Raw genomic sequence first — 26777 nt, forward strand, 5'->3', positions numbered from 1 at the left:
ATCCTGGATCGTGTCGAGTGCGTCGAAAACCTCGACGATCTCTTCCCGCGTGCTGGCTGCCATGGTTGAAATGCTAGAGACACCCACCGACAACTCCGGGCCCGAAAGCCCCCGGAATCCTGAAAATCCCCTGAAAACCCGTTCCCGCAGCCATATTCGGTCACTTTCATCCACAGACCCGGATTTATCCACAAAACCTGTTCACCTCCTTGACAATTGACAGATCATCAGCCACAACCGCCTCGACGTCGGGCTCCAAGCCTGGGCCACCAACACGTCGGTCGGAGTGCCCGGCCTATCCGGGGGATGGTGGGATCATGTGGCGTGCCCGATGATTTCGACCACGGCAGGTTCCTCTTGCTCCTGGCCGAGGCCGAACGCATCGACACCACCGTTGGACGCAAGCCTGGCCCACTGACTCTGCACCGAGGGCGCGAAAGTGCGAGTGGACCCCGCCCTGAGTGCAGAGTGAACGAGCAGGCGGTGCGCTCCTGGGCGGCGGTGACGCTGACTCTGCACCGAGGGCGCGAAAGTGCGAGTGGACTACGCCCTGAGTGCAGAGTGAACGCGTAGGGGCCTGGGCAGAGTCAGCGAGGGTGATTCCGCCACTGGCGCAGACTGAACACCTGACTCGACTCTGGATGGCACCAGACCCCTAGTCGTATCCCCGGCGCATGTCATCGACGACCCGGGGATGATCCAGGGTCGACGGCGGTAGCCGGCGTTGCCGCACATCGTCGGGGAAAACCGTTGCCGCATCGAGCACCTGCTGGTCGAGAAACCGCAGCGGCGGTGCATCTCCCGGCAGCGCCGGCACCGGCGGGGTCGTTCCGCGGCGGGCAAGCACGAATCCCCAGTCGCCGAACGTCGGCACGTACACGTGGTACGGCGTGACCGCGAACCCGGCGTCGGCAACCGTGGAGACCGTCCGCCAGAACGCGGTGCGGGTGGAGAACGGGCTGCCCGCCTGGACCGCCATCAACCCGCCGGGCGCCAGCACCCGGCCCACCAGCGCGTAGAACTCGCTGGAATACAGCCGCCCCAATGCCGGGGTGTCCGGGTCGGGCAGATCGACGATCACCGCATCGAACGGCTCGCCGCCGTGCGCCCCGCGCAGCCACCGCATCGCATCCTCGATGACGACCTGAACCCGTGGATTCTCCAGCGCTCCGCCGTTGGCCGCGCGCATGGTTGTGCCGGCCAGTTCGATCACCTCCGGGTCCAGCTCCACCTGCACGATTCGCTGCACACCTGGCTGCCGCAGCAGTTCGCGGGCGGCCAATCCGTCGCCGCCGCCGAGCACCAGTACCGACCGCGCCCGGCGCCCGGCCGCTCCGGCCCCGGTCGCTCCGTCCCCGGCCGCCCCGTCCCTGGTCACCCCGCCCCCGGCTGCCCCGTCCCCGAGCGCGGGGTAGACGAGGCTCTCGGTGTAGCGGTATTCGTCCCGGGTGGAGAACTGCAGGCCGCCGTCGAGGTAGAGCCGCAGATCCTCATCTCGGCGGGTTATCACGATCTCCTGATAGGCCGAGTGCCGGTAGGCGATGATCGGGTCGTCGTAGAGCCGCTGGCGGCTGGTGGTCTCGATGTCCTGGGCGCGTACCAGCAGGGTGATCAGCAGCGCCAGCGCCACCGTCAGCGATGCCAGAGCCGCATGCAACTGACGCGCGGAAACGATGCGACGCAGCAGGAACACCGCCACGATCCCGGCGGCTGCCAGGTTGACCACACCGGTTGCCGCGGCGGCCCGGACCATACCCAGCTGCGGCAGCAGGGCGAACGGCCACAGTAGCCCGCCGGCCAGCGCCCCGAGGTAGTCGGCTGCGTTGAGGTTGGCCAGCATCCGGCCGCTGTCGGGGGCACGGGCCACCCGACCACGCTGTAGCAGCGTCATCAACAGCGGCACTTCTGCGCCGACCAGGCAGCCGATCAGGGCCGTGCCGAGGCCCAGCAGCAGGGTTGACCCGCCGGGTTCGTCCACGAACGCGAATGCCACGTACAGGGCGGCCGCCGACAGTCCGCCGACGATACCCAGCAGTACCTCCACGGCGATGAAGGTGATCGCCGCCCTCCTCAGCAATGGCTTGGCCAGCAGTGCGCCCAATCCGAGCGCCGCGATATAGCCGGCGACTATCAGCGAGGTGGCCACTATGCCGCCGCCGTTGAGGCTCGTCGAAAGTGTCAGCAGCGCAAGCTCGTAGATGATGCCGCAGGCTGCGCACGCCGCGACCGCGGCCAGCAGTACCGACCTCCACCGCCGAGAGGACTCCGGGGGTGCGACAGCGGTTTGCGTGGTTGTCATGACAGTGCGGCCGCGATCACCCCTCCGACGGCCAGCAGCATCGCGGCGGTGGCGAACGCCGCCGGATGCAGGCGTTCGGCGGCGATGTGGTCGCGGAACCGTCCGGGAACGGCGATCTCCAGAAGGACCAGCGCGGCCCCCTGCAGCCCGACACCGACGATCCCGTACACGACCACGTCCAGCAGCCCCTGCCCCAACTGGTTGGAGCTGGTGCGGATGGCCGCGATGATGACGATGGCCAGCGCCGTGTACATCGCCGATGCCAGCACCACCGCGTTGGGTCGCCGTTCGACGAATACCAGGGTGCGCAAATTCCCGGGGGTGAGCACGTTGACCATCAGAAAGCCCCCGACCAGGACTGTCGCACCGGCGAGAAAATACAGGACGGTGGCGGTGACGCCCTGCATGAGCGGGGCCACGCTGACGGTGCCGAACTCGATTGCCTGGTTTCTGAACATGCCGTCCTCCTGCTGTGGTGGATTACTTGCTGCCGCCCGGGCCGCCGGGCCGGCCGCCCGAACCGCCCGATGGAGACCCGGGCCGGAATCCCGGGCCGAGGAAGATGTACGAACCGCGGCGGTATCCGGCGTTGAGACTCTCCACCCGGATGGTGCACGGCAGGTTGCCGTCCGGGCCGACGATCACGATGTGCTTGCTGTAGCGCAGGTACTGCCCGTCGCCGTGGGATGCGCGGGCAGCCGGCGATTTGTACCTGGCCAGGGTGTCGGCGACCTGCTTGGGCGATCCGGTGCAGACGTAGCGTTTCGCGTTCACCTCGTGTGCATACTGCTGGTAGTGGCTGTCGATGTAGGACTCGATGTTCCTGCTGAGCAGGATGACCCCGAACACCATGCAGGCGGTTCCTGCCACGGCCAGCGTGCCGGCGAGCCACAACAGCCGGTTGCGGCTCACGGGCGCCACCGGCTCGCGGTGTGTACGACGGTGCCCCCGGCGTCCCCGGCGTCCCCGGCGTCGGCGGCACTTCCAGCGCCGGCCATGCCCTTGGCGGCGGCGGGCTGCGCGGGGTACAGGTGCCAGGTCTGCCAGCGCCAGCCGTCGCCGTCCGGCTCGGCGGCCAATACCGTCAGCGCCGCGTCGTCGCCCGGAAAAATACCGCCCAGCCACCCGGTTTCCTGCGCGCACCGCTGCCGCAGTTCATCTGCCAGGCTGCGGAACAGTGCCTGGTCCGGCGAAGCCGTCTGCGACTCGATGCGGTAACCGGGGGTGTCCGAGCGTTCGGGCAGATCGCCCCCGCCGATGCAGGAGACCTGTTCGGAGAATCGGACAGCCCCGTGTTCGGCGACGACGACGTGCGAGGCGCCCAGTACCCCCATCCAGAGTGTGCCGCCCGCGGGGTGCTCCAGTCGGCAGCTGACCAGCGGTCTCGGGGCCGGGGCATTGAGTGCCAGCAGCAGGCGGGCCCCCGACACGTCGGCCGGTGTGACATAGAGCCGATGAAGTGGCACTGCGGTTACGCCGGGGGCGCGGGGTAGACGGTGAGTTCGCCGGGTACCACCGGCGTGCCGATCGCGATCTCCCACGGTGAGCCCGCCGCCCAGCGCTCGAAGGACAGCAGTGTCGACGGTGCGGTGCCCGGGCCGGCGTAGTCGACGTAGTCCATCTCACCGCCGGCGGGGAGTCCGGTGGTGCCCTCGGTGGTGTAGCCGGCGCGCCCGCGCTCGGATTCCCGGTAGGTGACGCCGTCGACGGTGTGGGTGCCGCCGGGCTCCAGCACGAGATCCGTGCGCTTGAACCACATGGCCAGCTCAAGGCGGCCTTCGTCCTCCTCGACGCTGAACCAGATCGGCTGCTCACCGCCTTCCAGGAGGTGCTCCCACCACACGAACGGGCCCTGGCGAAAGGTCACCGACCCGCGGACCACGTAGTCGGTGCCGCCGTGGCTGACGATCGCGCCGGGGCCGAGCTGGCGCGGCCCGAACTGCGGCATCGCATGGAACGCCAGCGGATCCTGCCGCCGGCCCGGGTTTACCGTCCTGGGTTTCTTGAGTGCGTGGGTGAGAACCACAATCGAAGCGACGAGCAGCACCAATGCCAGAAATACGAGTCCTGCGCCCACATATCCCTTTCGGGAGCCCCACCTACAAGCTCCATCTACGAGCCCCATCCGCGGTAAACCCCAAGATAACGCAGTGGGCCGACGCGTGTCCTTGCCCGGGTCCGTCGGACCCGTCGGCTACGCTATCGAACAACCGTTCGGATAAAGGGGTGATTGCGGTGCGGGTGATGGGCGTCGATCCCGGGCTGACCCGATGTGGGCTGTCACTGGTGGAAAGTGGCCGTGGCCGCCAGCTCACCGCTCTGGATGTGGACGTCGTGCGAACCCCGGCCGACGAGCCACTGCACCGGCGGCTGCTGGCCATCAGCGACACCGTCGATCATTGGCTGGATACCCACCACCCCGACGTGCTGGCCATCGAGCGGGTTTTCGCCCAGCTGAATGTCAGCACGGTGATGGGCACCGCCCAGGTCGGCGGGGTGATCGCGCTGGCGGCGGCCAAGCGCGATATCGACGTGCATTTCCATACACCCAGTGAAGTCAAGGCCGCGGTCACCGGAAACGGCGCCGCGGACAAGGCTCAGGTCACCGCGATGGTCACCAAAATCCTTGCGCTGCAAGCAAAACCGACACCCGCCGATGCGGCCGACGCGCTGGCGCTGGCCATCTGCCACTGCTGGCGTGCACCGGCGCTGGCCCGGATGGCTGCGGCGCGAGCGCAGGCCGATCGGCAGCGTGCGGCGTACCTGGCCAAGGTCCGGTCCAAAGCCGAGGCGACGCGATGATCGCGGCGGTACGCGGGGACGTGCTGGGGGTGGCGCTTGACCACGCGGTCATCGAGGCCGCCGGCGTCGGATACCGGGTCAACGCGACGCCGGCGACGCTGGCCACGCTGCGGCCGGGGACCGAGGCGCGGCTGATCACCGCGATGATCGTGCGCGAGGATTCCATGACGCTCTACGGGTTCTGCGATGCAGACACCCGCGACCTTTTTCAGACGTTGCTGTCGGTGTCCGGTGTCGGTCCCCGGCTGGCGATGGCCACGCTGGCCGTGCACGACGCGGCAGCGCTGCGACAGTCGCTGGCCGACTCCGACGTCGCCGCGCTGACCCGGGTGCCGGGTATCGGCAAGCGCAGTGCCGAGCGGATGATCCTGGAGCTACGCGACAAGATCGGCGCGGTGGGAACCCCGGCGGCGGCGCCGGCGGTCAACGGCCGTGCGGTGCGGGGGCCGGTGGTCGAGGCGCTGGCCGGCCTCGGATTCGCGGTCAAGCACGCCGAGGAGGCCACCGACAAGGTGCTGGCGGCAGACCCGGATGCGACCACCTCGACGGCGTTGCGGGCCGCGCTGTCGCTGCTGGGTAAGGCCACATGAGCGACGACGGCGGGTTCGAGGACCGCGACCTCTCGCCGACGCTGGCGGTCGGCGAAGGTGACATCGAGGGCGGACTGCGGCCACGTTCCCTGCGGGAGTTCATCGGCCAGCCCCGCGTCCGCGAACAGCTCCAGCTGGTTATCGAGGGCGCCAAGAACCGCGGCGGCACCCCGGATCACATCCTGCTGTCCGGGCCCCCCGGTCTGGGCAAGACATCACTGGCCATGATCATCGCCGCCGAGCTCGGCTCCTCGCTGCGGGTGACCTCGGGCCCCGCCCTGGAACGCGCCGGTGATCTGGCGGCGATGCTGTCCAATCTGGTGGAGCACGACGTGCTGTTCATCGACGAAATCCACCGCATCGCCCGGCCTGCGGAGGAGATGCTCTACCTGGCGATGGAGGACTTCCGGGTGGACGTGGTCGTCGGAAAAGGACCCGGTGCCACGTCGATCCCGCTGGAAGTAGCACCGTTTACCTTGGTCGGCGCGACTACCCGCTCGGGGGCGCTGACCGGCCCGCTGCGCGACCGGTTCGGCTTCACCGCGCACATGGACTTCTACGAGCCGGCCGAACTGGAGCGGGTGCTGGCCCGTTCGGCCGGCATTCTGGGCATCGAACTGGGCGGGGCGGCCGGGGCCGAGATCGCCCGACGCTCGCGCGGGACGCCGAGGATCGCCAACCGGCTGCTGCGTCGCGTCCGGGACTTCGCCGAGGTGCGCGCGGATGGCGTCATCACCTGCGATGTCGCGAAATCGGCACTGGCGGTCTACGACGTCGACGAACTCGGCCTCGACCGGCTGGACCGCGCGGTGCTCTCGGCGCTGACCCGCAGCTTCGGCGGGGGCCCGGTGGGGGTGTCGACGCTGGCCGTCGTGGTGGGGGAGGAGGCCGCGACTGTGGAGGAGGTGTGTGAGCCGTTCCTGGTGCGCGCAGGTATGGTCGCCCGTACGCCGCGGGGCCGGGTGGCGACTAGGCTGGCCTGGACGCACTTGGGTGTGACGCCCCCGGCGAACCTCGGTCAGCCGGAATTGTTCGAATAACCGCGAAGGAGGACGCAGATGATCACCGCCGCTCTGGTATTCGCCGCGCTGGCAGCAGCGCTGCACGTCTACATCTTCAGCATGGAGTCATTGACCTGGACCTCGGCGCGGACCCGGGCGGTGTTCGGCAATACGCCCGCGGACGCTGAGACCACCAAACTACTGGCCTTCAACCAGGGCTTCTACAACCTGTTCCTGGCGATTGTGACGGGCGCCGGCATCATCGAGGTGGTGCTGGGATGCCGGGCCGTGGGTGCAGCGCTGATCTTCGCCGGCGTCGGGTCGATGGCGGCCGCGGCGGTGGTGCTGGTGCTCTCGGCGCGAGACAAGGCGCGCGCGGCAGTGATTCAGGGGTTGTTCCCGGCTATCGCGATTGTGCTGCTGCTGTTCGGCCTCTGCAGGTAGGGCAGATCCACGCACCCAGGATGGAAAGCCGACCATAGTGACCGTTCGGCCTCTGCAGGTAGGGCAGATCCTCGGCCCGAAATCGGCAATTCCGAACGCGGCCGGTCCGGACGTTTCCCGTTGTGTCGGCCCGGCCGACTCGGCCGCCCCGACTGTGTACTCACGGCGTCGACTGTGAGCCTGTGGCGTTGACTGTGAGCCCACGGCGTTGACTGTGAAGCCTGGGCGGAGATTTCGGCCGGATCGCCGCCACACGCTCACAGTGAAAGCCGTGGGCTCACAGTGAAAGCCGTGAGTTCACAGTGAAAGCCCTGGCTTCACGAACCGAGTCCCGGTGAGCCTTGCCCTTGAGGCCCTTGAGGCCCTTGAGGCCCTACAGATCGGCGAGCAGCCCCGTCAGCACCTCCATGCCTTCGGTCAGCAACTCGTCGCTGATCGTCAGCGGGGGCAGCAAGCGGATGATGTTGCCGAAGGTGCCGCAGGTCAACACGATGACCCCAGCCGCATGCGCGGCCTTGGCGAGCTTCGTCGTCAGCTCGGGGTCGGGATCGGCTGTGCCGGACTTCACCAGCTCGACGGCGATCATGGCACCGCGGCCGCGCACATCGCCGATCCGATCGTCGCCGGTCTGTGCTCGCAGCAGCGGCACGGTGAGCAGGCGCTCGATCTCCCGGGCGCGCTCGATGAGGCCGTCGGATTCGATGGTCGCGATGGCCGCCAGTGCCGCCGCGCAGGCGACCGGGTTGCCACCGAACGTGCCGCCCAGGCCACCGGTGTGCGCAGCGTTCATGATCTCGGCCCGGCCGGTGATCGCCGAGAGCGGCAACCCACCGGCGATACCCTTGGCCGAGACGAGTATGTCCGGCTCCAGGCCGTCCGCACCCTCGTGCTCGCAGGCGAACATCGCGCCGCTGCGGGCGAAACCGCTCTGCACCTCGTCGGCGATGAAGACCACGTCGTTCTCCCGGCACCACGCCAGCAGTGCGGGCAGGAAGCCTTCGGCCGGAACGATGAAGCCGCCTTCCCCCTGGATCGGTTCGATGATCACAGCTGCCAGGTTCTTGGCGCCGACCTGTTTGTCCATCACCGAGATCGCGCGGGCCGCGGCTTTCTCGCCGTCGGTGGCCAACTCCTTGTCCAGCAGGCCGTCGCGGTAGGGGTAGGACATCGGCGCGCGGTAGATCTCCGGTGCGAACGGGCCGAAACCGCTCTTGTAGGGCATCGACTTGGCGGTCAGCGCCATGGCCATGTTCGTGCGGCCGTGATAGGCGTGGTCGAACGCGACGACGGCGGGTTTACCGGTGTGCGCCCGGGCGACCTTGATCGCATTCTCGACGCCCTCGGCGCCGGAATTAAACAGCGCGGAGCGTTTCTGCCCGGTCCCGGGCGTGATCCGGTTCAGCTCTTCGGCGACGGCGACGTAACCCTCATACGGTGTCACCATGAAGCAGGTGTGGGTGAACTCGGCGACCTGTTCGCGCACCGCTGCCACGACGGCCGGCGACGAGTTGCCGATCGTGGTGACCGCGATGCCGGATCCGAGGTCGATCAGCCGGTTGCCGTCGACGTCCTCGACGATGCCGCCGCCTGCGCGGGCCACGTAGACCGGCAGAGTGACCGATACAGCCGAGGACACCGCGGCGTCGCGGCGCGTGTTGAGTTTCACCGACTCCGGACCTGGGATTTCTGTGGCCAGATGACGGCTTTGTTCCAGGCTGGCCACCGGTTTCTCCCTTCGCGGCGCGGCGGTCGCGTCGCAGGAAAAGCCTAGCGGTCGGGTGCCATCCAATGGGGCCGCGACGGGCCGTCAGAACCTGTGTGGATTCCGCTCCGCAGTCCCCTTGGCGATATGGGTTCGGTGTACGACCTGCGGGAATGGCACACTGGATGATTGGCGACGTGAGTTGGGTTCCGGCACGAACCGGTGCGGGTCCCGGATCTCGCGAGGATATTCGATTAGAACCGAGACGAAAGACAGGCGTGCCGATGGAGAGTTTTGTCCTGTTCCTGCCGTTCATGCTCATCATGGGCGGCTTCATGTACTTCGCTTCGCGGCGTCAGCGCAAGGCGATGCAGGCGACGATCGACCTGCACGAATCGCTGACGCCGGGCGACCGGGTGCACACCACCGCCGGGCTGGAAGGCACCATCGTCGCCATCGCCGACGACACCGTCGACATCGAGATCGCCCCCGGCGTGGTGACCACCTGGATGAAGCTGGCGATCCGTGACCGGATCCTGCCGGACGACGACGAATCCGATGACGAATCCGACAACGAATCGGCCGACGCGCCGGGTTCGATATTTCAGACCAACGGGGCCGGCGAGCAGGCCGGTTCGGTCTCGGACCGGGCCGCCAAGGATTCCTGACCCGCGCTTCCGGGCGCGCGTGCGACACCCCGCTGAGTGCGGCACGTACTCTTTGCGGAGGCTCTCACAGCGCCAAGAACCAATTCTCGAGGAGATTCAAGGACCGTGGCATCGTCTTCGGCGCCGGTACATCCTGCCCGCTACCTGTCGGTGTTCCTGCTCATGCTGGTCGGCGTCTATCTGCTGGTGTTCCTCACCGGAGACAAGAAGGCCGCCCCTAAGCTGGGCATCGATTTGCAGGGTGGCACCCGGGTGACGCTGACCGCGCGCACCCCCGATGGCAAGCGCCCGAGCGTCGAAGCGCTGGCCGAGGCGCAGCAGATCATCAGCTCGCGAGTCAACGGCCTGGGTGTCTCGGGTTCCGAGGTTGTCATCGACGGTGACAACCTGGTGATCACCGTGCCCGGCAATGACGGCAACGAGGCCCGCAACCTGGGCCAGACCGCGCGCCTCTATGTCCGCCCGGTGCTCAACTCGCTGCCCGCGCAGCCGGCTCCGGAGGAGGGGCAGCCGGCCGGGCAGCCCGACGGTGGCGCACCGGGTGCGCCTGTACCCGCGGGACCGGGCGATACCGTACCCGCGGGACCGGGCGATGCCGCACCCGCGGGACCGGGCGATGCCGCACCCGCGGGCAGGCCCGCGCAGACCGGAAAACCCGAACAACCCAAACCGGGTGCCCCGGCACACCCGCGTGGGCAGCCCCGGCCGTATCCGCAGGACCCCAACCCCTCGCCGGCGCCCAGCTCTTCGCCGACGCCCAGCTCTTCGCCGACGCCCAGCCCGGCACCCACCTCCGGCCAGGCCCCGCCGGCCGCCATTCCCGCGGCCCCGGACCCGCGCAAGGACCTCGCCGAGCGCATCGCCCAAGCCAAGAAGTGGCGCCAGGCCACCAGCCAGTACATCCAGCTGATCGCCCTGCAGTTCGAGGCCACCCGCTGCGAGGAGGACGACATCCTGGCCGGCAACGACGACCCGACTCTGCCGCTGGTCGCCTGCTCCACCGATCACAAGGTCGCATACCTGCTCGCGCCATCGATCATCAGCGGCGAACAGATCCAGGACGCCTCCTCCGGCATGGACCAGCGCAGCCTCGGCTACGTGGTCGATCTGCAGTTCAAAGGTCCGGCGGCGAATATCTGGGCGGATTACACCGCCGCCCACATCGGTACCCAGACCGCGTTCACCCTGGATTCCCAGGTGGTCAGCGCGCCGGCGATCAGGGAAGCCATTCCCGGCGGGCGGACTCAGATCAGCGGTGGCGATCCGCCGTTCAATGCGGCTACCGCCAAACAGCTCGCCAACGTCCTCAAGTACGGCTCCCTGCCGTTGTCCTTCGAGCCCTCCGAAGCCCAGACGGTGTCGGCGACATTGGGATTGACGTCGATGCGGGCGGGCCTGATCGCCGGTGCGATCGGCCTGGCCCTGGTGCTGTTGTATTCGCTGCTGTACTACCGGGTGCTGGGTCTGCTGACGGCACTGTCCCTGGTCGCTTCGGGCGCAATGGTTTTCGCAATCCTGGTGCTGCTGGGCCGGTACATCAACTACACCCTGGACCTCGCGGGCATTGCCGGTCTGATCATCGGTATCGGCACCACCGCCGACTCCTTCGTGGTGTTCTTCGAGCGCATCAAGGACGAGATCCGCGAGGGTCGCTCCTTCCGGTCGGCGGTCCCGCGCGGCTGGGCCCGGGCCCGCAAGACGATCGTGTCCGGCAACGCGGTGACCTTCCTGGCCGCCGCGGTTCTGTACGTCCTGGCGATCGGCCAGGTCAAGGGATTCGCCTTCACCCTGGGCCTGACCACCGTCCTGGACCTCGTCGTCGTGTTCCTGGTGACCTGGCCGTTGGTCTACCGGGCCTCCAAGACTGCGATGCTGGCCAATCCGGCGTACAACGGCCTCGGTGCTGTTCAGCAGGTTGCCCGCGAACGCCGGGCCTCCTCGGCCGGTGCCGGCCGGGCCGCGACCAAGACCGGACGGGGGTAACCGATGGCGTCCAAATCCGAATCCGGCAGCGGGACCAAGCCCGCCAAGCCCGGCACGTCAGTTGATCTCGCCGAGGACCCAGCGACACCCGCCGCACCGACGCACAGCTTCCTCTCCCGTCTCTACACCGGCACTGGCGCGTTCGAGGTGGTGGGGCGGCGCAAGCTCTGGTACGGCATCAGCGGTGCGATCATGGCGATCGCGATCCTGGCCATCCTGATCCGCGGATTCACCTTCGGCATCGACTTCAAGGGCGGCACCACCGTGTCGATCCCCGCCTCCGGGGGCAGCGGAACGATCCAGGTTGCCCAGGTGGAAGAGGTGTTCCACGACGCGATCGGCCATGACCCCGAATCGGTGGTCACCGTGGGCAAGGGGTCGTCGGCCACGGTGCAGATCCGGTCGGAACACCTGTCCAATGAGCAGACCGAGAAGCTACGCAACGCCCTGTTCGACACGCTGGCGCCCAAGGGGGCCGACGGGGAACCCAGCAAGAGCGCGATCAGCGACGCGGCCGTCTCGTCCACCTGGGGTGGCCAGATCACCAAGAAGGCGGTCATCGCCCTGGTCGTGTTTCTGGCGCTGGTGGCGGTCTACATCACCATCCGCTATGAGCGCTACATGACCGTATCGGCGATCGCGGCGATGATCTTCGACCTCACGGTGACCGCGGGCGTGTATGCGCTGGTCGGTTTCGAAGTCACTCCGGCCACGGTCATCGGCCTGCTGACGATCCTGGGTTTCTCGCTCTACGACACCGTCATCGTGTTCGACAAGGTCGAGGAGAACACCCACGGCTTCGAGCACACCACCCGGCGAACGTTCGCCGAGCAGGCCAATCTGGCGGTCAACCAGACTTTTATGCGCTCGATCAACACCAGCCTGATTTCGGTGCTGCCGGTGTTGTCGCTGATGGTGGTGGCGGTGTGGCTGCTGGGTGTGGGCACGCTCAAGGACCTGGCGCTGGTTCAGTTGATCGGCATCATCGTCGGCACCTACTCGTCGATCTTCTTCGCCACTCCACTGCTGGTGACGTTGCGCGAACGCACCGAACTGGTGCGCACACATACCCGGCGCGTCATGCGGCGGCGGGGTGCGGCGGGCGGCGCGGAGCAGACGCCGGACCGGGCGGCGGGTGCCCGGGAAACCGAAAATCCGGACCCCGAAGCCGAATCCGGCACCGAAGCCGACTCCGAATCCGACTCGCCGGCGCGATCGGGGGAGAGCACCCTGGCGGCACCCGACCCCGCGACAGCGCCCGGCAAGCCTGCGGTGACGAACAAACCGGCGCCGGGGGCACGGCCGGTGCGTCCCACCGGCAAGCGGACCGCCGGCAAGCGGAACGTGGGCAAGCGGTAGCCGCATGACCACTGGATTTCGATGGCGAAAAGCCGTGGGGGCAATCGGTATTGCCGCGGCGCTGGCGGCGCCGGCGCTGTCGGCGTGCTCGGGCGGTGTGGCCCGCCAGATCGACTACGTCGTCGACGGCGCGTTGCCGACGTACAACACGAACACCACCGTCGGCGCGGCGTCGGCAGGTGCGCAGGCCTTCGCGCGCACGCTCTCCGGCTTCGGCTATCACGGGCCCGACGGGCAGGTGGTCGCCGATCATGACTTCGGCACTGTCTCGGTAGTGGGCGGTGCACCGTTGGTGCTCGACTACCAGATCGCCGACAACGCCGTGTATTCCGACGGCAAGCCGGTCACCTGCGACGACCTGGTGCTGGCCTGGGCGGCCCAGTCGGGGCGGTTCGGCGGATTCGAGGCCGCTTCCCTGGCCGGGTACATCGACATCGCCGGCATCGAATGCGCGCCGGGCCAGAAGAAGGCGCGGGTGTCGTTCGCCCCGAACCGCGGTGTTGTCGACTACGCCCAGTTGTTCACCGCGACAACGATGATGCCCTCGCACGTCATCTCCGAGGCGCTGGGCGCCGATATCACCGACGCGCTGCAGAACAACGATATCGCGATCGTGGAACAGGTTGCGCGACTCTGGAATTCGACATGGGACCTCAAGCCGGGCGTTGATCTCAAACGGTTCCCGTCATCGGGCCCGTACAAGATCGGGTCTGTCCTGGACGGCGGCGCGGTGGTGCTGGTGGCCAACGATCGTTGGTGGGGCGCCGCACCGCTCACCAAGAGGGTCACCGTGTGGCCGCAGGGCGGCGATATTCAGGATCGGGTCAACAAGCGCCGGGTCGACGTGGTCGACGTGGCAACCGGATCGTCGGGGGCGCTGGCAACGCCGGACGGCTACGAACGTATCGACGCGCCGGCGGGCGGGATCGAGCAGTTGATCTTCGCCGCCCGCGGCGCGCTTGCCCAGGCGGAAGCCCGCCGGGCGGTGGCCCTGTGCACGCCTCGGGACAGGATCGCCGGCGACGTCGGGGTGGGAATCGCCAATTCGCGGCTGAACCCGGCGGCCGACGACGCGGTCTCCGCCGTTGACGGCATCGCAGAGGCAGCCCCCTATAACGCCGCGGACCCCGCTGCGGCCGCAGAAGCGCTCGGCGGTGCGCCGCTGGCGGTGAAGATCGGCTACCGGGGGCCCAACGCGCGGCTGGCCGCCACCGTCGGGATGATCGCCGACGCCTGCGCACCCGCCGGGATCTCGGTATCGGATGTGATTCTCGACGTACCCGGACCACAGGCGTTGCGGAACGGGAAGATCGACGTGCTGCTCGCCTCCACCGGCGGCGCCTCCGGCAGCGGTTCCACGGGTTCCTCGGCGATGGATGCCTATGACCTGCACGGCGGCAACGGAAATGATCTTTCGGGCTACGCGAATCCGCAGATCGACGGAATAATCGATGCGCTTGCGGTTTCGGCGAACCCGGCCGAGCATGCCAGACTGCTGGCCGAGGCGGCGCCGGTGCTCTGGGGCGACGTGCCGACGCTTCCCCTGTACCGGCAGCAACGGACATTGTTGATGCCCAAGAAGATGTTCGGGGTGAGTGCGAATCCCACCCGGTGGGGGGCCGGCTGGAACATGGATCGTTGGGCGTTGACCCAGTGAGGAGCCGGCGCACCGGTGTCGAGGTTGCCGACATGATCGCGTCGCTGACCCGGACGGTGGCCGGCTTCCCGGTGCCGGGCGTCGCGTTCAGGGATCTCACACCGCTGTTGGCCGACGGCGAGGGAATGGGCGCGGTGACCGACGCACTGGCCGGCCTCGCCTCCGGCGCCGACCTGGTGGCCGGTATCGAGTCACGGGGCTCTGTGTTGGCCGCGGCGGTCGCCGCCCGACTGGGTGTCGGTGTGCTGTCGATCCGCAAGAGCGGCAAGCTTCCGCCGCCGGTGCTCAGCGAGGACTACCGGACGGAGTACAGCGTCGCCACCATGGAGATACCCGCCGGCGGACTGGACCTGGCGGGCAGCAGCATTGTGGTGATCGACGACGTCCTGGCCACCGGTGGCACGCTCGGTGCCGCCCGGAAACTGCTCGAACGTGCCGGAGCCGACGTCATCGCCGCCGCGGTGGTCGTGGAGTTGACGGCGCTCGGTGGCCGCGATGCCGTCGCACCACTGCAGGTGCACAGCCTGAGCCGCAGCTAGCGGGCTGCCCGCGGCTTGCTGGCGCGATATTCTCGATGGCGGAGGTGACCGACGTGGCGGACGACCAGAGCACGCTGCAAGCTGCGGCTCCGCCTACCGACCCGTCGCCTGCCGGCCCGTCGGGGGCCACCGAGCCCATCCCCGAGGCATCGACCGAGTCGGTCAAGCCCAGCAGCGCCTCCCGGCGCGTCCGTGCGCGGCTGGCCAAGCGGATGACCGCACGAAGCGGTGCGATGAACCCGGTTCTCGAGCCGTTGGTGGCGGTACACCGGGAGGTCTATCCCAAGGCGGACCTGTCGATCCTGCAGCGCGCCTACGACATCGCCGATCAACGGCACGCGACCCAGCTGCGCAAGTCCGGCGACCCCTACATCACCCATCCGCTGGCCGTCGCCAACATTCTGGCCGAATTGGGCATGGACACCATCAGCTTGGCCGCAGCCCTGCTGCATGACACCGTCGAGGACACCGGCTACACCATCGACGCGCTGTCCGAGGAGTTCGGCGAGGAGGTGGGCCATCTGGTCGACGGCGTCACCAAGCTGGACCGTGTCGTGCTGGGTAGCGCCGCCGAGGGGGAGACCATCCGGAAGATGATCACCGCGATGGCCCGTGACCCCCGGGTGCTGGTGATCAAGGTGGCCGACCGGCTGCACAACATGCGCACGATGCGTTTCCTACCACCGGAGAAGCAGGCGAGCAAAGCCCGCGAAACACTGGAAGTCATTGCGCCCCTGGCGCATCGGCTGGGGATGGCCAGCGTCAAGTGGGAGCTCGAGGATCTGGCGTTTGCCATCCTGCATCCGAAGAAGTACGACGAGATCGTCCGTCTGGTCGCCGGCCGCGCACCGTCGCGGGACACCTACCTGGCCAAGGTTCGCACGGAGATCACCAACACGCTCAATGCGTCGAAGATCAAGGCGACGGTGGAAGGCCGCCCCAAGCACTACTGGTCGATCTACCAGAAGATGATCGTGAAGGGCCGCGACTTCGACGACATCCACGACCTGGTCGGCGTCCGTATTCTGTGCGACGAGATCCGCGACTGCTATGCCGCTGTGGGCGTGGTGCATTCGCTGTGGCAGCCGATGGCCGGCCGGTTCAAGGACTACATCGCCCAGCCCAGGTACGGGGTGTACCAGTCGTTGCACACCACCGTCATCGGCCCCGAAGGCAAGCCGTTGGAGGTGCAGATCCGCACCCGCGACATGCACCGCACCGCCGAAACCGGTATCGCCGCGCACTGGCGCTACAAGGAGGCCAAGGGGCGCAACGGGGTTCCGCACCCGCCGGCGTCGGCCGAGATCGACGATATGGCCTGGATGCGACAACTGCTCGACTGGCAGCGAGAGGCCGCCGACCCGGGGGAGTTCCTGGAGTCGCTGCGCTACGACCTCGCCGTCAAGGAGATTTTCGTGTTCTCGCCCAAGGGCGACGTGTTCACCCTGCCCGCCGGTTCCACCCCGGTGGACTTCGCCTACGCGGTGCACACCGAGGTCGGGCACCGCTGTATCGGCGCCCGGGTCAACGGCCGGCTGGTCGCGCTGGAACGCAAACTGGAAAACGGGGAAGTCGTCGAGGTGTTCACCTCCAAGGCGCACAATGCCGGGCCGACGCGGGATTGGCAGCAGTTCGTGGTGTCGCCCCGAGCCAAGACCAAGATCCGGCAGTGGTTCGCCAAGGAACGACGGGAAGAAGTGCTCGAGGCGGGCATGGAGGCGATGGCCCGTGAAGTCCGGCGGGGCGGACTTCCCCTGCAGCGCCTGGTCAATGGCGGGTCCATGGCGGCGGTGGCCCGCGAGTTGCACTACGGCGACGTATCGGCGATGTACACCGCGATCGGCGAGGGGCACGTCTCGGCCCGGCACGTGGTGCAGCAGCTGCTGGCCGAACTCGGCGGTATCGATCAGGCCGAAGAAGACCTGGCCGAGCGGTCCACGCCGGCAACCATGCCCCGGCGCCCGCGAAGCACCGAGGATGTCGGCGTCTCGGTCCCCGGGGCGCCGGGTGTCCTGACGAAGCTGGCCAAGTGCTGCACCCCGGTTCCCGGCGATGTGATCATGGGTTTCGTCACCCGCGGTGGCGGTGTCAGCGTGCATCGCACCGACTGCACCAACGCGACAGCGCTGCGGCAGCAGTCCGAGCGCATCATCGAAGTGAAGTGGGCGCCGACGCCGTCGTCGGTGTTCCTGGTGGCGATTCAAGTGGAGGCACTGGACCGGCACCGGCTGCTTTCGGACCTGACGCGGGTACTTGCCGACGAGAAGGTGAACATTCTGTCCGCCTCGGTCACCACCTCCGGCGACCGGGTGGCGATCAGCCGGTTCACCTTCGAAATGGGCGACCCCAAGCATCTGGGGTATCTGCTCAATGTGGTGCGCAACGTCGAAGGCGTCTTCGACGTCTACCGGGTGACGTCGGCGGCGTGACTGGCCGTTGACTCTGCGCCCGTGGCGCAGTTCACTCGCACTTCTGCGCCACCGGCGCTCGCGTCAGTCCGGCAGCACCGAGGTGATGGTCACCGATTGTGCCGGGGTTCCGTCCTGTCTGCCACCGGCGACGCCGGCGGCGGCGATCTTGTCCAGGGTGGCCAGTCCGTCGTCCTGGATGGTGCCGAAGACGGTGTACCCCGGCGGCAGCGCCGAGTCCCGGTAGACCATGAAGAACTGGCTGCTGTTGGTGTCGGGTCCGGCATTGGCCATCGCCAGGGTGCCGCGCGGGTAGATCACCGGCTCGTTGAGCTTGGGGTCGCCTGCCGGGTACTGGTTGGTGGGGTACTCGTTGGCGAACTGGTATCCCGGGCCGCCGGTGCCGTCGCCCTTGGGGTCCCCGCATTGCAGCACTGACAGCCCCGGCGCCGTGGTCAGCCGGTGGCACTTGGTGTCGTTGAAGTACCCCTGGGTGGCCAGGCTGATGAAGCTGTTGACCGTGCAGGGGGCCTTGCCGTTGGCCAGCATCAGGCCGACCGGCCCCTGGTCGGTCATCATGCTCACGCTGACCTGGGCCGGGTCGGTGGGCACTTTCCCGGTGCGCGGCGGCTTGACGTCCTTGCCGGACTTGTTGACGTCGGCCGGATACTGGCAGTTGGCGCCCAGGTTGGCCGGTGCCTTGAACTCGGTCATCGGCACCGCACCGCCGAGGTTCACCGGTGATAGATCGGAAGCCGGCTCGTCGGACGCGGCACTGGTCGACGCCGACGGCGTTCCCCCGTCGTCGTCGCCGTTGCCCGAGAAGACGAACACCAGCCCGACGATCGCGGCGATCACCGCAATGGACACGCCGGCGATGATCAGGTTCCGTTGCTGCTTTTCCCTCTTGGCGCGGCGTTCCAACTGCCGCTGAAGTTTCCGCTTACCGGTCGCACGTCGCTGCTCATTGGTTGGCACGGCGGCCATCTTTCCATGCCGCCCCGGACGACGCCCGCGATGGCTCCCCGGCCGGCATGGAAAACTGGTCACCGTGTTGATTTCCGGATTTCCCGCCGGGATGCTGCAGTGCAATTGCTACGTGGTGGCGCCGGGGCCGGGTGCCGACGCCGTCGTCGTCGACCCCGGCCAGCGTGCGTTCGGGCAGCTGCGGCGCATCCTCGACCAGAATCGGCTGACCCCGGCCGCGGTGTTGATCACCCACGGCCACATCGATCACATGTGGTCCGCGCAGAAGGTCTCCGATACCTTCGGCTGCCCCACGTTCATCCACCCCGAGGACCGGTTCATGCTCACAGACCCGATCTACGGGCTGGGGCCGAGGGTGGCGCAGGTGTTTGCCGGGGCCTTCTTCCGCGAGCCCAGGCAGGTCGTCGAGCTGGACCGCGACGGGGACAAGATCGATCTCGGTGGTATCTGCCTGTACGTCGACCACACCCCGGGGCACACCCGGGGATCGGTGTGTTTCCGGGTTCCGCAGGCCACCGCGGCCGACGAGGATGCGGTGTTCACCGGCGACACCCTGTTCGAGCGGTCGATCGGCCGCACCGACCTGTTCGGCGGCAGCGGCCGGGACCTGCTGCGCTCGATCGCCGACAAATTGCTGGTCCTCGACGACAAGACCGTGGTATTACCCGGCCATGGCGATGCCACCACCATCGGCGCAGAACGCCGCCTCAACCCGTTCCTGGAAGGGCTGAGCCCATGACGGGATTCGCCGCGCCCAAGGGTGTGCCGGACTACTTTCCGCCGGACTCCGCGCAATTCCTGGCTGTGCGCGACGGGCTGCTCGGGGCGGCGCGGACCGCCGGGTACGGGCACATGGAACTGCCGATCTTCGAGGACACCGCGCTGTTCGCGCGGGGCGTCGGCGAGTCGACCGATGTGGTGTCCAAGGAGATGTACACCTTCGCAGATCGGGGCGACCGCTCGGTGACGTTACGTCCGGAGGGCACCGCCGGCGTGGTGCGCGCGGTGATCGAACACGGCCTGGACCGCGGCGGGCTGCCGGTGAAGCTGTCCTATGCGGGCCCCTTCTTCCGCTACGAGCGTCCCCAGGCCGGCCGGTATCGGCAACTCCAGCAGGTCGGTGTCGAGGCGATCGGTGTCGACGACCCGGCCCTGGACGCCGAGGTGATCGCGACCGCCGATGCCGGATTCCGGTCCCTGGGCCTGGACGGCTTTCGGCTGGAGATCACCTCGCTGGGTGATGACAGCTGCCGGCCGCAATACCGGGAACTTTTGCAGGAGTTTCTGTTCGGGCTCCCACTGGACGACGAGACCCGCACCCGCGCACAGCTCAACCCGTTGCGGGTGCTCGATGACAAGCGCCCCGAGGTTCGCGCGATGACGGACGCTGCGCCGGTGATGCTCGACCACCTTTCCGATGCCGCCAGGGCGCATTTCGACACTGTGCTGGCTCACCTGGACGCGCTCGGGGTGCCCTATGTGGTCAACCCGCGGATGGTGCGTGGACTCGACTACTACACCAAGACCACCTTCGAGTTCGTCCACGACGGGCTGGGTGCCCAGTCCGGTATCGGCGGCGGCGGACGCTATGACGGACTGATGCGCCGGCTGGGCGGACAGGACCTGTCCGGCGTCGGCTATGGGCTCGGTGTGGACCGGACGATGCTGGCGCTGCGTGCGGAAGGCCGGAGCGTTGGTGACCCGGCGCGTTGTGAGGTGTTCGGAGTTCCGCTCGGCGCGGCGGCCAAACTCGGGTTGGCGGTTCTGGCGGGGCAGTTGCGCGCCGCCGGTGTGCGGGTGGACCTGGCATACGGTGATCGCGGGCTCAAAGGCGCGATGCGTGCCGCGGACCGGTCCGGGGCCGGGTTGGCACTGATCGCGGGGGACCGCGATATCGACGCCGGCAACATCGCGGTCAAGGACCTCGGCACCGGCGACCAGGTGTCGGTGGCCATCGACTCGGTTGTAGACGAGGTGGTTTCGCGGCTGCGGTAACGAACCCCGTAGCGTTTCCGATATGTCAAGGGTGAAGAACCTGGCGAGCACCGTCCGGCGGGCGGCGTGTGCGGCCGCTCTGCTCTTCTGGGTGGTGGCCGGGCCGGCAACCGCAGGTGCGGACCCGGCCGTGCATACGGTGACCTACACCGTCACCGCTACCGGGGAGCTGACGGGCAGCGTGCGGTACATCATCAGCGATCCGGCCAGTCAAGCGGACTTCAACGCGAATTCCGCGGAATTCCTGACCACCGTGCCGACGGCCTTCAGCGCCGGGGAGCCCTTGGTCTACACCGTCACGCTGACCGATCCGAACCAGTGGGCCTACGTCAGCGCAAGCGGCGGCTGCCACTGGCCGAACTGCGGTTCGGGGATACCCGAGCTCCAGTGCGAGATAGCCGTCGACGGTCAGCCGGTGGTCGCCCAGACCGCAACCACCGGTGTGACCTGCTCTACGCGGCCCTGGTAGCCCGGGGCCCCAGGCCCCAGGCCCCAGGCCCCAGGCCCCAGGCCCCAGGCCCCAGGCCCCGTCATTGCCGGGTGGCTTGTCGAACCGAGGTGGGTAAGGGGTAGCCCTCGGCGGGTCCGGTGTGGGTGACGACGACGATCTCAGTGGGCTCGACGCCGATCGCGCGCAATCTGTGGGCGATGGACGCGTCGAAATAGGCGCTCTCGCCCGTCGCCAGCTCGATCCTGCGATCGCCGTACTCCAACTCGACCGCGCCCGCGTGCACGAAGACGAACTCCTGGCCGGCGTGATCGGGACGTGGATCGTCGGCGGCGCCGGCGGTGGGCCGAACCACGAACGGTGCCATGGACTTGCCCGACATGGCGGTCGCCAATGCGCGATAGCGCTCCACCGGGGCGGATTGGTCGGGGGTGCGGTCGACGGCGAGGTTCTCCTCGACGGCACTTTCGCAGAACAGGTGTCCGATGTCGACGCTGAGCACCCTGGCGACCTTGAGGGCCACCGCGATCGAGGGCGTGCTGTGACCGCGCTCGACCTTGGACAGGTAGCCCTTGGTCAGGCCGGTCTGTCCGGCCAGCTCGGTGAGGGTAAGGCCGCGCTGCTTGCGTACGGCGCGAAGTCGGGGCGTCACCATTAGTTGGTCTCCTACTGCTGCGTGACACGAAATATCTTGCGCGGCCAATTTCCCGAATTCCCTGCCCCGCAGAAGTTTCCTATCGAGTCAATAGTTTCCTATAGTAGAATTTCTGAACCTATTGCTCTCAATGTGCCACATATTCAGGATTCGGGGAACCGATGGCAACGACTTTCAACGATTCGAAATCCGACCTGATGGCTCGGGCCCAACAGCGACTCGATGCCCAAAGCGAGGACTCGACGTTGAGCACGCGCCAGAAAATCGCGCTGACCTGCCGGGCACTGTTCGACGCGGGCCACGACTCGGGATTGGCCGGGCAGATCACGGCCCGGGCCGAGGATCCGGCCACCTACTACACCCAGCGGCTCGGCCTGGGTTTCGACGAAATCACCGAGGACAACCTGCTGGTGGTCGACGAGGACCTCAACGTCATCGAGGGCTCGGGAACCGTCAATCCCGCGAACCGCTTTCACAGCTGGATCTACCGTGCCAGGCCGGATGTGCGGTGCATTGTGCACACACATCCCTTCCATGTGGCCGCGCTGTCGATGTTGGAGGTGCCGTTGATTGTCTCGCACATGGACACCACGCCGCTCTACGACGACTGTGCTTTTCTGGCCACGTGGCCGGGTGTGCCGGTGGGCAACGAGGAGGGGGAGATCATCGCCGCCGCGCTGGGAGACAACAAGGCCGTCCTGCTGGCGCACCACGGACACGTCGTGGCGGGTGCCAGCGTTGAGGAGGCATGCTCACTGGCAGTCCTCATCGAGCGTGCCGCCAAGCTGCAACTGGCCGCGATGGCCGCCGGCGAGGTCAAGCAGCTGCCCGCCGAATTGGCGCGGGAAGCCCACGACTGGACGCTGACCCCGGCCCGCAGCCGGGCGAACTTCGCCTATTATTCCCGCCGCGCGCTGGCGCGCCACCCCGATGCCATTCATCGCTGACCCGTTGCAGGTCAACCTGATTCGAGGAGTCTTCGCGTGTCCGGACCGCGCATTCACGGCATCGTCGCCTACCCGGTCACGCCCTTCCGCGCAGCCGGTGGCAGCGGCGGGGTAGACACCGGGCGGCTGGCCGCGCTGGTGACGCGGCTGGTGTCCTCGGGCGTGCACGCCATCGCGCCGCTGGGCAGTACCGGCGAGTTGGCCTATGTCGACGAAGCGGAGTTCGACACCGTCGTCGACACCACCATCGCCGCGGTCGACGGGCGGGTGCCGGTAGTGGTGGGGGTCTCGGACGTGACCACCGCCAACACCGTTCGACGAGCCCAGTACGCGCAGCACGCGGGCGCCGGCGCGGTGATGGTCCTGCCGGTGTCCTACTGGAAGCTGAGCGACCGCGAGATCCTCGGGCACTACCGCAGCGTCGGGGAGTCGATCGACGTCCCCATCATGGCCTACAACAATCCGGCCACCAGCGGCGCGGATATGAGTCCGGAACTGCTGGTCACCATGTTCGGCGACATCGACAACGTGACAATGGTCAAGGAATCCACCGGCGACCTGGGCAGAATGCGTCGCATCAGCGAACTCTCCGGCGGGACGCTGCCCTTCTACAACGGCAGCAACCCGCTGGTGCTCGACGCTCTCAAGGCCGGTGCCGCCGGATGGTGCACGGCCGCACCCAATCTGCGCCCCCAGCAGTGCATCGATCTGTACGACGCGGTCCGCGCCGGACATCTGGACACCGCCCGGAGCCGCTACGACGACCTCAAGCCGCTACTGGAGTTCATCGTCGCCGGGGGATTGCCCACCACCGTGAAAGCCGGGCTGGACCTGCTGGGGTTCCCGGCCGGAGACCCGCGGGCACCGCAGTTGCCGCTGGACGCCCCGGGCCGTGCCCGGCTGCAGGCGATTCTGGCGGGTGACTAACCCAGATCCCCGGCGGCGAAGGTGTCGCATTTGTTGGGGTCACCACTCTGATAGCCGACAGCGAACCACTTCTGCCGCTGCGTCGACGAGCCGTGCGTCCAGGACTCGGGGTTGACCTGACCGGTGACCTGCTGCTGGATGCGGTCGTCGCCGACCGACGCTGCCGCCGACAGCGCATCCTGGATATCCTGGTCGCTCAACGGCTCCAGGAACGGCGCGCCGGTGCTCTGCTGCTTGACCGCTGACGCGTAGTGCGCCCATACGCCGGCGAAGCAGTCGGCCTGCAACTCGGTGCGCACCCCACTGCCCCGCGCGCCCTGCGCTCCGGCGGTGGCGCCGCCGAGTGTCCCCAGCAGGTTCTGCATGTGGTGGCCGTATTCATGGGCCACCACGTATTCCTCGGCGAACGGACCTCCGCTGGAACCGAATCGGTCCACCAGCACCGAGAAGAAGTCAGTGTCGAAGTAGGCGGTCCGGTCCACCGGGCAGTAGAACGGCCCGACTTCGCTGCTGGCCGGCCCGCAACCCGTGCTCACCTGGCCGCTGAACAACCGCAGACCCGGGCGGGTGTAGCCGGGCATCAGCTGCTGCCACACCGCGTCCAGGGAGTTGCTGGTGGCCACCACGCGGCACTGGACGTACCGGTTGGCATCGGCCCCCGTCTTGCAGCTGTTCAGGTCGAATCCGGGGGCCACTTCGGCGGTGGAATCGATCGGTTGCTGGCTGACGATCCCGCCGGGGTCGACGCCTAGCAGTAGCGCGACGACCACGATGAGCAGCCCCCCTACGCCACCGCCGATGGCGATGCGTCCCATCCCGCCGCCTCTCGACGACGATGCCGCACTGGTGTCGATTTGCATGCCCTCGTTAAAGGTCATCGTTAGCGTCCAATCTATTCCTGGCCGGTCCACTGGCGACCGCGCTGAACCAGCCTATCCCGGGCCTTCGCTCGCCGCCGCCAGCAGCGGCACCAGCACGTCGCTGATCGGGGTGGCGAGCCCGTGTGCCCTGCCTTTGCGGATGATCACGGCGTTGCGCACGTCCCACTCCAGCTGCCGGTGCGCCTCCCGATCGGCCAGCATGGAGGTTCCCATGTCTTCGGGTGCTGTCCGGAAGAGTTCCAGCAACTCCCCGGTCAGCTCCTCGCCCAGGTGGGCGCCCTCGGCGCGCGCCACCGCAACGCATTCGGCGATATAGCGGCGTGCCAGCGCGGCCACGTCGTCGCGACGGAACATCCCCGAGCGCCGCCCTGTCAGCGCCATCAGCCCTGCTACCGCGTTGAGCACCAGCTTGCGCCAGTTGACCGTGGCGAAATCGGGGTCGCAGGTCACCTGAGCACCGCAGTCGCGCAGCAACTCCGCGAATTCCTCGGCCGCGGCCCCGGCGGGCAGCACCAGTGCGGCCTCACCGCGCAGCCGCACCCACCCCTGCGGTTGGGTCTCCGCCGCGAACCACACGCTGGCGGCGATGACGGTGGACGACGGGCACAGCGGCTGCACCCGTTCGATCTGCTCGACGCCGTTCTGCAGGACGATCACCCGGGTGCGCTCGTCGCACAGCCGGTGCAGCCATCCGCGGGCGGCATCGTTCTGGGTTGCTTTGACCGCCAGCACCACCGATTCGACGGGGCCGGTCACCGACCCGGGATCGGTTCGAACCGGACCCGGTACCACGATGGGATCGCCGCCGTCCGGGCGCAGCTCGATGTGCTCACGCGGGGTCCGACCGCACACCTGGACCCGGTGGCCGGCCGCGTAGAGCAGCGCGGCCACCGTCGTCCCGACGGCGCCGGGACCCACGAGTGCGATTCCGGTTGCTATGCGGCAAACCTACCGGGTCGAGAAGACGAGCGCACCGGCCCTCTAAACTGGGCAGTCGTTTGCTCCAGGTAAAGGGGACACTTGTGCTGCGCAGCCACGCCGCCGGTTCGCTACGGGAAAGCGACGCCTCCCAGCAGGTGACGCTGGCCGGCTGGGTGGCGCGCCGGCGCGACCACGGCGGCGTCATCTTCATCGATCTGCGGGATGTCTCCGGTGTTGCCCAGGTGGTGTTCCGGGAACCCGAGGTGCTCGCCCAGGCCCATCGGCTGCGGGCGGAGTTCTGCGTGGCGGTGTCCGGGGTCGTCGAGATCCGCCCGGAGGGCAACGACAACCCGGAGATCGCCACCGGCGGCATCGAGGTCAACGCCACCTCGCTGACCGTGCTCGGCGACTGCGCACCGCTGCCCTTCCAGCTCGACGAGCCGGCCGGTGAGGAACTGCGGCTGAAGTACCGCTACCTCGATCTGCGCCGGGACGGCCCGGCCGCGGCGATCCGGCTGCGCTCGCAGGTGAACGCGGCGGCCCGCGAGGTGCTCGCGCGCCACGGTTTCGTCGAGATCGAGACGCCGACGATCACCCGATCCACGCCGGAAGGCGCGCGCGACTTCCTGGTGCCCGCCCGCCTGCGGCCGGGGACCTTCTACGCGCTGCCGCAGAGCCCGCAGCTGTTCAAGCAGTTGCTGATGGTGGCCGGCATGGAGCGCTACTACCAGATCGCCCGCTGCTACCGCGACGAGGACTTCCGCGCCGACCGCCAGCCGGAGTTCACCCAGCTGGATATCGAAATGAGCTTCGTCGATCAGGAGGACGTGATCGAGGTCGGTGAGGCGGTGGTGTCGGCGCTGTGGGCGTTGAAGGGCCACCAGCTGACCCTGCCGCTGCCGCGCCTGACCTACGCCGAGGCCATGGACACCTACGGCTCGGACAAGCCCGATCTGCGCTTCGGACTGCCGCTGTCCGAACTGACCGACTTCTTCACCGACACCACCTTCCGGGTCTTCCAAGCACCGTACGTCGGTGCCGTGGTGATGCCTGGCGGTGCCAGCCAGCCGCGGCGGACCTTCGATGCCTGGCAGGAATGGGCCAAGCAGCGCGGGGCCAAAGGCCTGGCCTATGTCACCATCAGCGAGGACGGCGAACTCGGCGGCCCGGTGGCCAAGAACATCACCGATGCCGAGCGGGCCGGACTGGCCGACCGCGTGGGTGCCAACCCCGGCGACTGCATCTTCTTCGCCGCGGGCGCCCGCAAGGCGTCCCAGTCGCTGCTCGGTGCTGTGCGCAACGAGATCGCCAAGCGGCTTGAACTCATCGACCCCGACACCTGGTCGCTGCTGTGGGTGGTCGACGCCCCGCTGTTCGAGCCCAGCTCGGACGCCGTCGCCGCCGGCGATGTGGCCGTGGGGGAGGGCGCCTGGACGGCGGTGCACCACGCGTTCACCTCGCCGAAGCCGGAGTCGATCGACACCATCGACACCGATCCGGGATCGGCGCTGGCCTACGCCTACGACATCGTCTGCAACGGCAACGAGATCGGCGGTGGCTCGAT

At 68.0% G+C, this 26777-nt stretch carries 26 protein-coding genes; 16 read left to right on the top strand and 10 right to left on the bottom strand.

Annotation, left to right across the window (positions count from 1 at the left end):
* Positions 1 to 655: 655 nt before the first annotated feature.
* Genes ACK5M9_RS08225 through ACK5M9_RS08245 form a run of 5 tightly spaced genes read right to left on the bottom strand, consistent with a single transcriptional unit; the run spans position 656 to position 4376 of the window.
* Entirely contained in the window at positions 656 to 2299 is a 1644-nt protein-coding gene (locus ACK5M9_RS08225) for a polyamine aminopropyltransferase (protein WP_416892680.1), read from the bottom strand.
* Positions 2296 to 2757: a DUF350 domain-containing protein gene (locus tag ACK5M9_RS08230; protein WP_416892681.1), complete on the bottom strand. Its 462-nt coding sequence runs from the start codon at positions 2755 to 2757 to the stop codon at positions 2296 to 2298. The genes ACK5M9_RS08225 and ACK5M9_RS08230 overlap by 4 nt, the downstream gene beginning before the upstream one ends.
* A gap of 22 nt (positions 2758 to 2779) precedes the next feature.
* Positions 2780 to 3211 carry a DUF4247 domain-containing protein gene (locus ACK5M9_RS08235; RefSeq protein ID WP_416892699.1) on the bottom strand — a complete coding sequence of 144 codons (432 nt, stop codon included), beginning with the start codon at positions 3209 to 3211 and terminating at the stop codon, positions 2780 to 2782.
* Entirely contained in the window at positions 3208 to 3765 is a 558-nt protein-coding gene (locus ACK5M9_RS08240; RefSeq protein WP_416892682.1) for a DUF2617 family protein, read from the bottom strand. Before ACK5M9_RS08240 ends, ACK5M9_RS08235 begins: the two co-directional genes overlap by 4 nt.
* A 5-nt stretch (positions 3766 to 3770) precedes the next feature.
* Entirely contained in the window at positions 3771 to 4376 is a 606-nt protein-coding gene (locus ACK5M9_RS08245; protein WP_416892683.1) for a DUF4178 domain-containing protein, read from the bottom strand.
* A 158-nt stretch (positions 4377 to 4534) separates the two neighbouring features.
* Between ACK5M9_RS08245 and ruvC the strand changes: the two genes are divergently transcribed.
* The 4 genes from ruvC to ACK5M9_RS08265 are packed head-to-tail and all read left to right on the top strand — an operon-like array spanning position 4535 to position 7136.
* Positions 4535 to 5101 carry a crossover junction endodeoxyribonuclease RuvC gene (ruvC, locus tag ACK5M9_RS08250; protein ID WP_416892700.1) on the top strand — a complete coding sequence of 189 codons (567 nt, stop codon included), beginning with the start codon at positions 4535 to 4537 and terminating at the stop codon, positions 5099 to 5101.
* Positions 5098 to 5691 carry a Holliday junction branch migration protein RuvA gene (gene ruvA, locus ACK5M9_RS08255; protein WP_416892684.1) on the top strand — a complete coding sequence of 198 codons (594 nt, stop codon included), beginning with the start codon at positions 5098 to 5100 and terminating at the stop codon, positions 5689 to 5691. The genes ruvC and ruvA overlap by 4 nt, the downstream gene beginning before the upstream one ends.
* A complete protein-coding gene (gene ruvB / locus ACK5M9_RS08260) occupies positions 5688 to 6731 on the top strand; it encodes a Holliday junction branch migration DNA helicase RuvB (RefSeq protein WP_416892685.1) in 1044 nt (347 codons plus the stop codon). Before ruvA ends, ruvB begins: the two co-directional genes overlap by 4 nt.
* A gap of 18 nt (positions 6732 to 6749) precedes the next feature.
* Positions 6750 to 7136, top strand: a complete 387-nt coding sequence (locus ACK5M9_RS08265) for a DUF1304 domain-containing protein (RefSeq protein ID WP_416892686.1) — start codon at positions 6750 to 6752, stop codon at positions 7134 to 7136.
* A gap of 373 nt (positions 7137 to 7509) precedes the next feature.
* Here the strand turns inward: ACK5M9_RS08265 and gabT are convergent, their stop codons facing one another.
* Complete coding sequence (gene gabT / locus ACK5M9_RS08270) at positions 7510 to 8859, bottom strand: 4-aminobutyrate--2-oxoglutarate transaminase (RefSeq protein WP_416892687.1); 1350 nt, start codon at positions 8857 to 8859, stop codon at positions 7510 to 7512.
* Between the two features lie 263 nt (positions 8860 to 9122).
* Here gabT and yajC point away from each other — a divergent pair, with 263 nt between their 5' ends.
* From yajC to ACK5M9_RS08300, 6 genes are all read left to right on the top strand, one after another.
* Positions 9123 to 9506 (top strand): preprotein translocase subunit YajC, encoded by a 384-nt coding sequence (gene yajC / locus ACK5M9_RS08275; RefSeq protein WP_416892688.1) that lies wholly within the window; start codon positions 9123 to 9125, stop codon positions 9504 to 9506.
* Between the two features lie 105 nt (positions 9507 to 9611).
* On the top strand, positions 9612 to 11489 hold the full coding sequence (secD, locus tag ACK5M9_RS08280; protein ID WP_416892689.1) for a protein translocase subunit SecD: 1878 nt from the start codon (positions 9612 to 9614) through the stop codon (positions 11487 to 11489).
* 3 nt (positions 11490 to 11492) lie between these two features.
* Complete coding sequence (gene secF / locus ACK5M9_RS08285; RefSeq protein ID WP_416892690.1) at positions 11493 to 12848, top strand: protein translocase subunit SecF; 1356 nt, start codon at positions 11493 to 11495, stop codon at positions 12846 to 12848.
* A gap of 4 nt (positions 12849 to 12852) precedes the next feature.
* Complete coding sequence (locus tag ACK5M9_RS08290) at positions 12853 to 14505, top strand: ABC transporter substrate-binding protein (RefSeq protein ID WP_416892691.1); 1653 nt, start codon at positions 12853 to 12855, stop codon at positions 14503 to 14505.
* A 32-nt stretch (positions 14506 to 14537) separates the two neighbouring features.
* Positions 14538 to 15044, top strand: coding sequence for an adenine phosphoribosyltransferase (locus ACK5M9_RS08295; RefSeq protein WP_416892701.1), 507 nt, complete (start codon positions 14538 to 14540; stop codon positions 15042 to 15044).
* A gap of 53 nt (positions 15045 to 15097) precedes the next feature.
* A complete protein-coding gene (locus tag ACK5M9_RS08300) occupies positions 15098 to 17473 on the top strand; it encodes a RelA/SpoT family protein (RefSeq protein ID WP_416892702.1) in 2376 nt (791 codons plus the stop codon).
* 63 nt (positions 17474 to 17536) lie between these two features.
* Here ACK5M9_RS08300 and ACK5M9_RS08305 read toward each other — a convergent pair whose 3' ends face one another.
* Complete coding sequence (locus ACK5M9_RS08305) at positions 17537 to 18430, bottom strand: peptidylprolyl isomerase (protein WP_416892692.1); 894 nt, start codon at positions 18428 to 18430, stop codon at positions 17537 to 17539.
* A gap of 73 nt (positions 18431 to 18503) precedes the next feature.
* On the opposite strand from ACK5M9_RS08305, the gene ACK5M9_RS08310 reads away from it, so the two are divergent.
* Genes ACK5M9_RS08310 through ACK5M9_RS08320 form a run of 3 tightly spaced genes read left to right on the top strand, consistent with a single transcriptional unit; the run spans position 18504 to position 20903 of the window.
* The gene (locus tag ACK5M9_RS08310; RefSeq protein ID WP_416892693.1) at positions 18504 to 19178 is read left to right on the top strand and encodes an MBL fold metallo-hydrolase; all 675 of its coding nucleotides are present in this window, start codon (positions 18504 to 18506) and stop codon (positions 19176 to 19178) included.
* Complete coding sequence (hisS, locus tag ACK5M9_RS08315; protein WP_416892694.1) at positions 19175 to 20434, top strand: histidine--tRNA ligase; 1260 nt, start codon at positions 19175 to 19177, stop codon at positions 20432 to 20434. The genes ACK5M9_RS08310 and hisS overlap by 4 nt, the downstream gene beginning before the upstream one ends.
* 22 nt (positions 20435 to 20456) lie before the next feature.
* Entirely contained in the window at positions 20457 to 20903 is a 447-nt protein-coding gene (locus ACK5M9_RS08320; protein WP_416892695.1) for a hypothetical protein, read from the top strand.
* 61 nt (positions 20904 to 20964) lie between these two features.
* Here ACK5M9_RS08320 and ACK5M9_RS08325 read toward each other — a convergent pair whose 3' ends face one another.
* Complete coding sequence (locus ACK5M9_RS08325) at positions 20965 to 21534, bottom strand: helix-turn-helix domain-containing protein (RefSeq protein ID WP_416892703.1); 570 nt, start codon at positions 21532 to 21534, stop codon at positions 20965 to 20967.
* 164 nt (positions 21535 to 21698) lie between these two features.
* Here ACK5M9_RS08325 and ACK5M9_RS08330 point away from each other — a divergent pair, with 164 nt between their 5' ends.
* Both ACK5M9_RS08330 and ACK5M9_RS08335 read left to right on the top strand, forming a co-directional pair.
* Positions 21699 to 22484 carry an aldolase gene (locus ACK5M9_RS08330; RefSeq protein WP_416892696.1) on the top strand — a complete coding sequence of 262 codons (786 nt, stop codon included), beginning with the start codon at positions 21699 to 21701 and terminating at the stop codon, positions 22482 to 22484.
* 36 nt (positions 22485 to 22520) lie between these two features.
* Positions 22521 to 23411 carry a dihydrodipicolinate synthase family protein gene (locus tag ACK5M9_RS08335; protein WP_416892697.1) on the top strand — a complete coding sequence of 297 codons (891 nt, stop codon included), beginning with the start codon at positions 22521 to 22523 and terminating at the stop codon, positions 23409 to 23411.
* Here ACK5M9_RS08335 and ACK5M9_RS08340 read toward each other — a convergent pair.
* Both ACK5M9_RS08340 and ACK5M9_RS08345 read right to left on the bottom strand, forming a co-directional pair.
* The gene (locus tag ACK5M9_RS08340) at positions 23408 to 24289 is read right to left on the bottom strand and encodes a neutral zinc metallopeptidase (RefSeq protein WP_416892698.1); all 882 of its coding nucleotides are present in this window, start codon (positions 24287 to 24289) and stop codon (positions 23408 to 23410) included. The two genes, ACK5M9_RS08335 and ACK5M9_RS08340, sit on opposite strands and share 4 nt — an antisense overlap.
* Positions 24290 to 24343: 54 nt before the next feature.
* Positions 24344 to 25231: an oxidoreductase gene (locus ACK5M9_RS08345; RefSeq protein ID WP_416892704.1), complete on the bottom strand. Its 888-nt coding sequence runs from the start codon at positions 25229 to 25231 to the stop codon at positions 24344 to 24346.
* Positions 25232 to 25314: 83 nt separating this feature from the next.
* Between ACK5M9_RS08345 and aspS the strand changes: the two genes are divergently transcribed.
* On the top strand, positions 25315 to 26777 hold a 1463-nt coding region (aspS, locus tag ACK5M9_RS08350), incomplete at its 3' end, for an aspartate--tRNA ligase (protein ID WP_416892705.1).

The sequence above is a fragment of the Mycobacterium sp. genome (assembly GCF_047975165.1).
In the GTDB taxonomy this organism is placed as follows: Bacteria; Actinomycetota; Actinomycetes; order Mycobacteriales; family Mycobacteriaceae; genus Mycobacterium.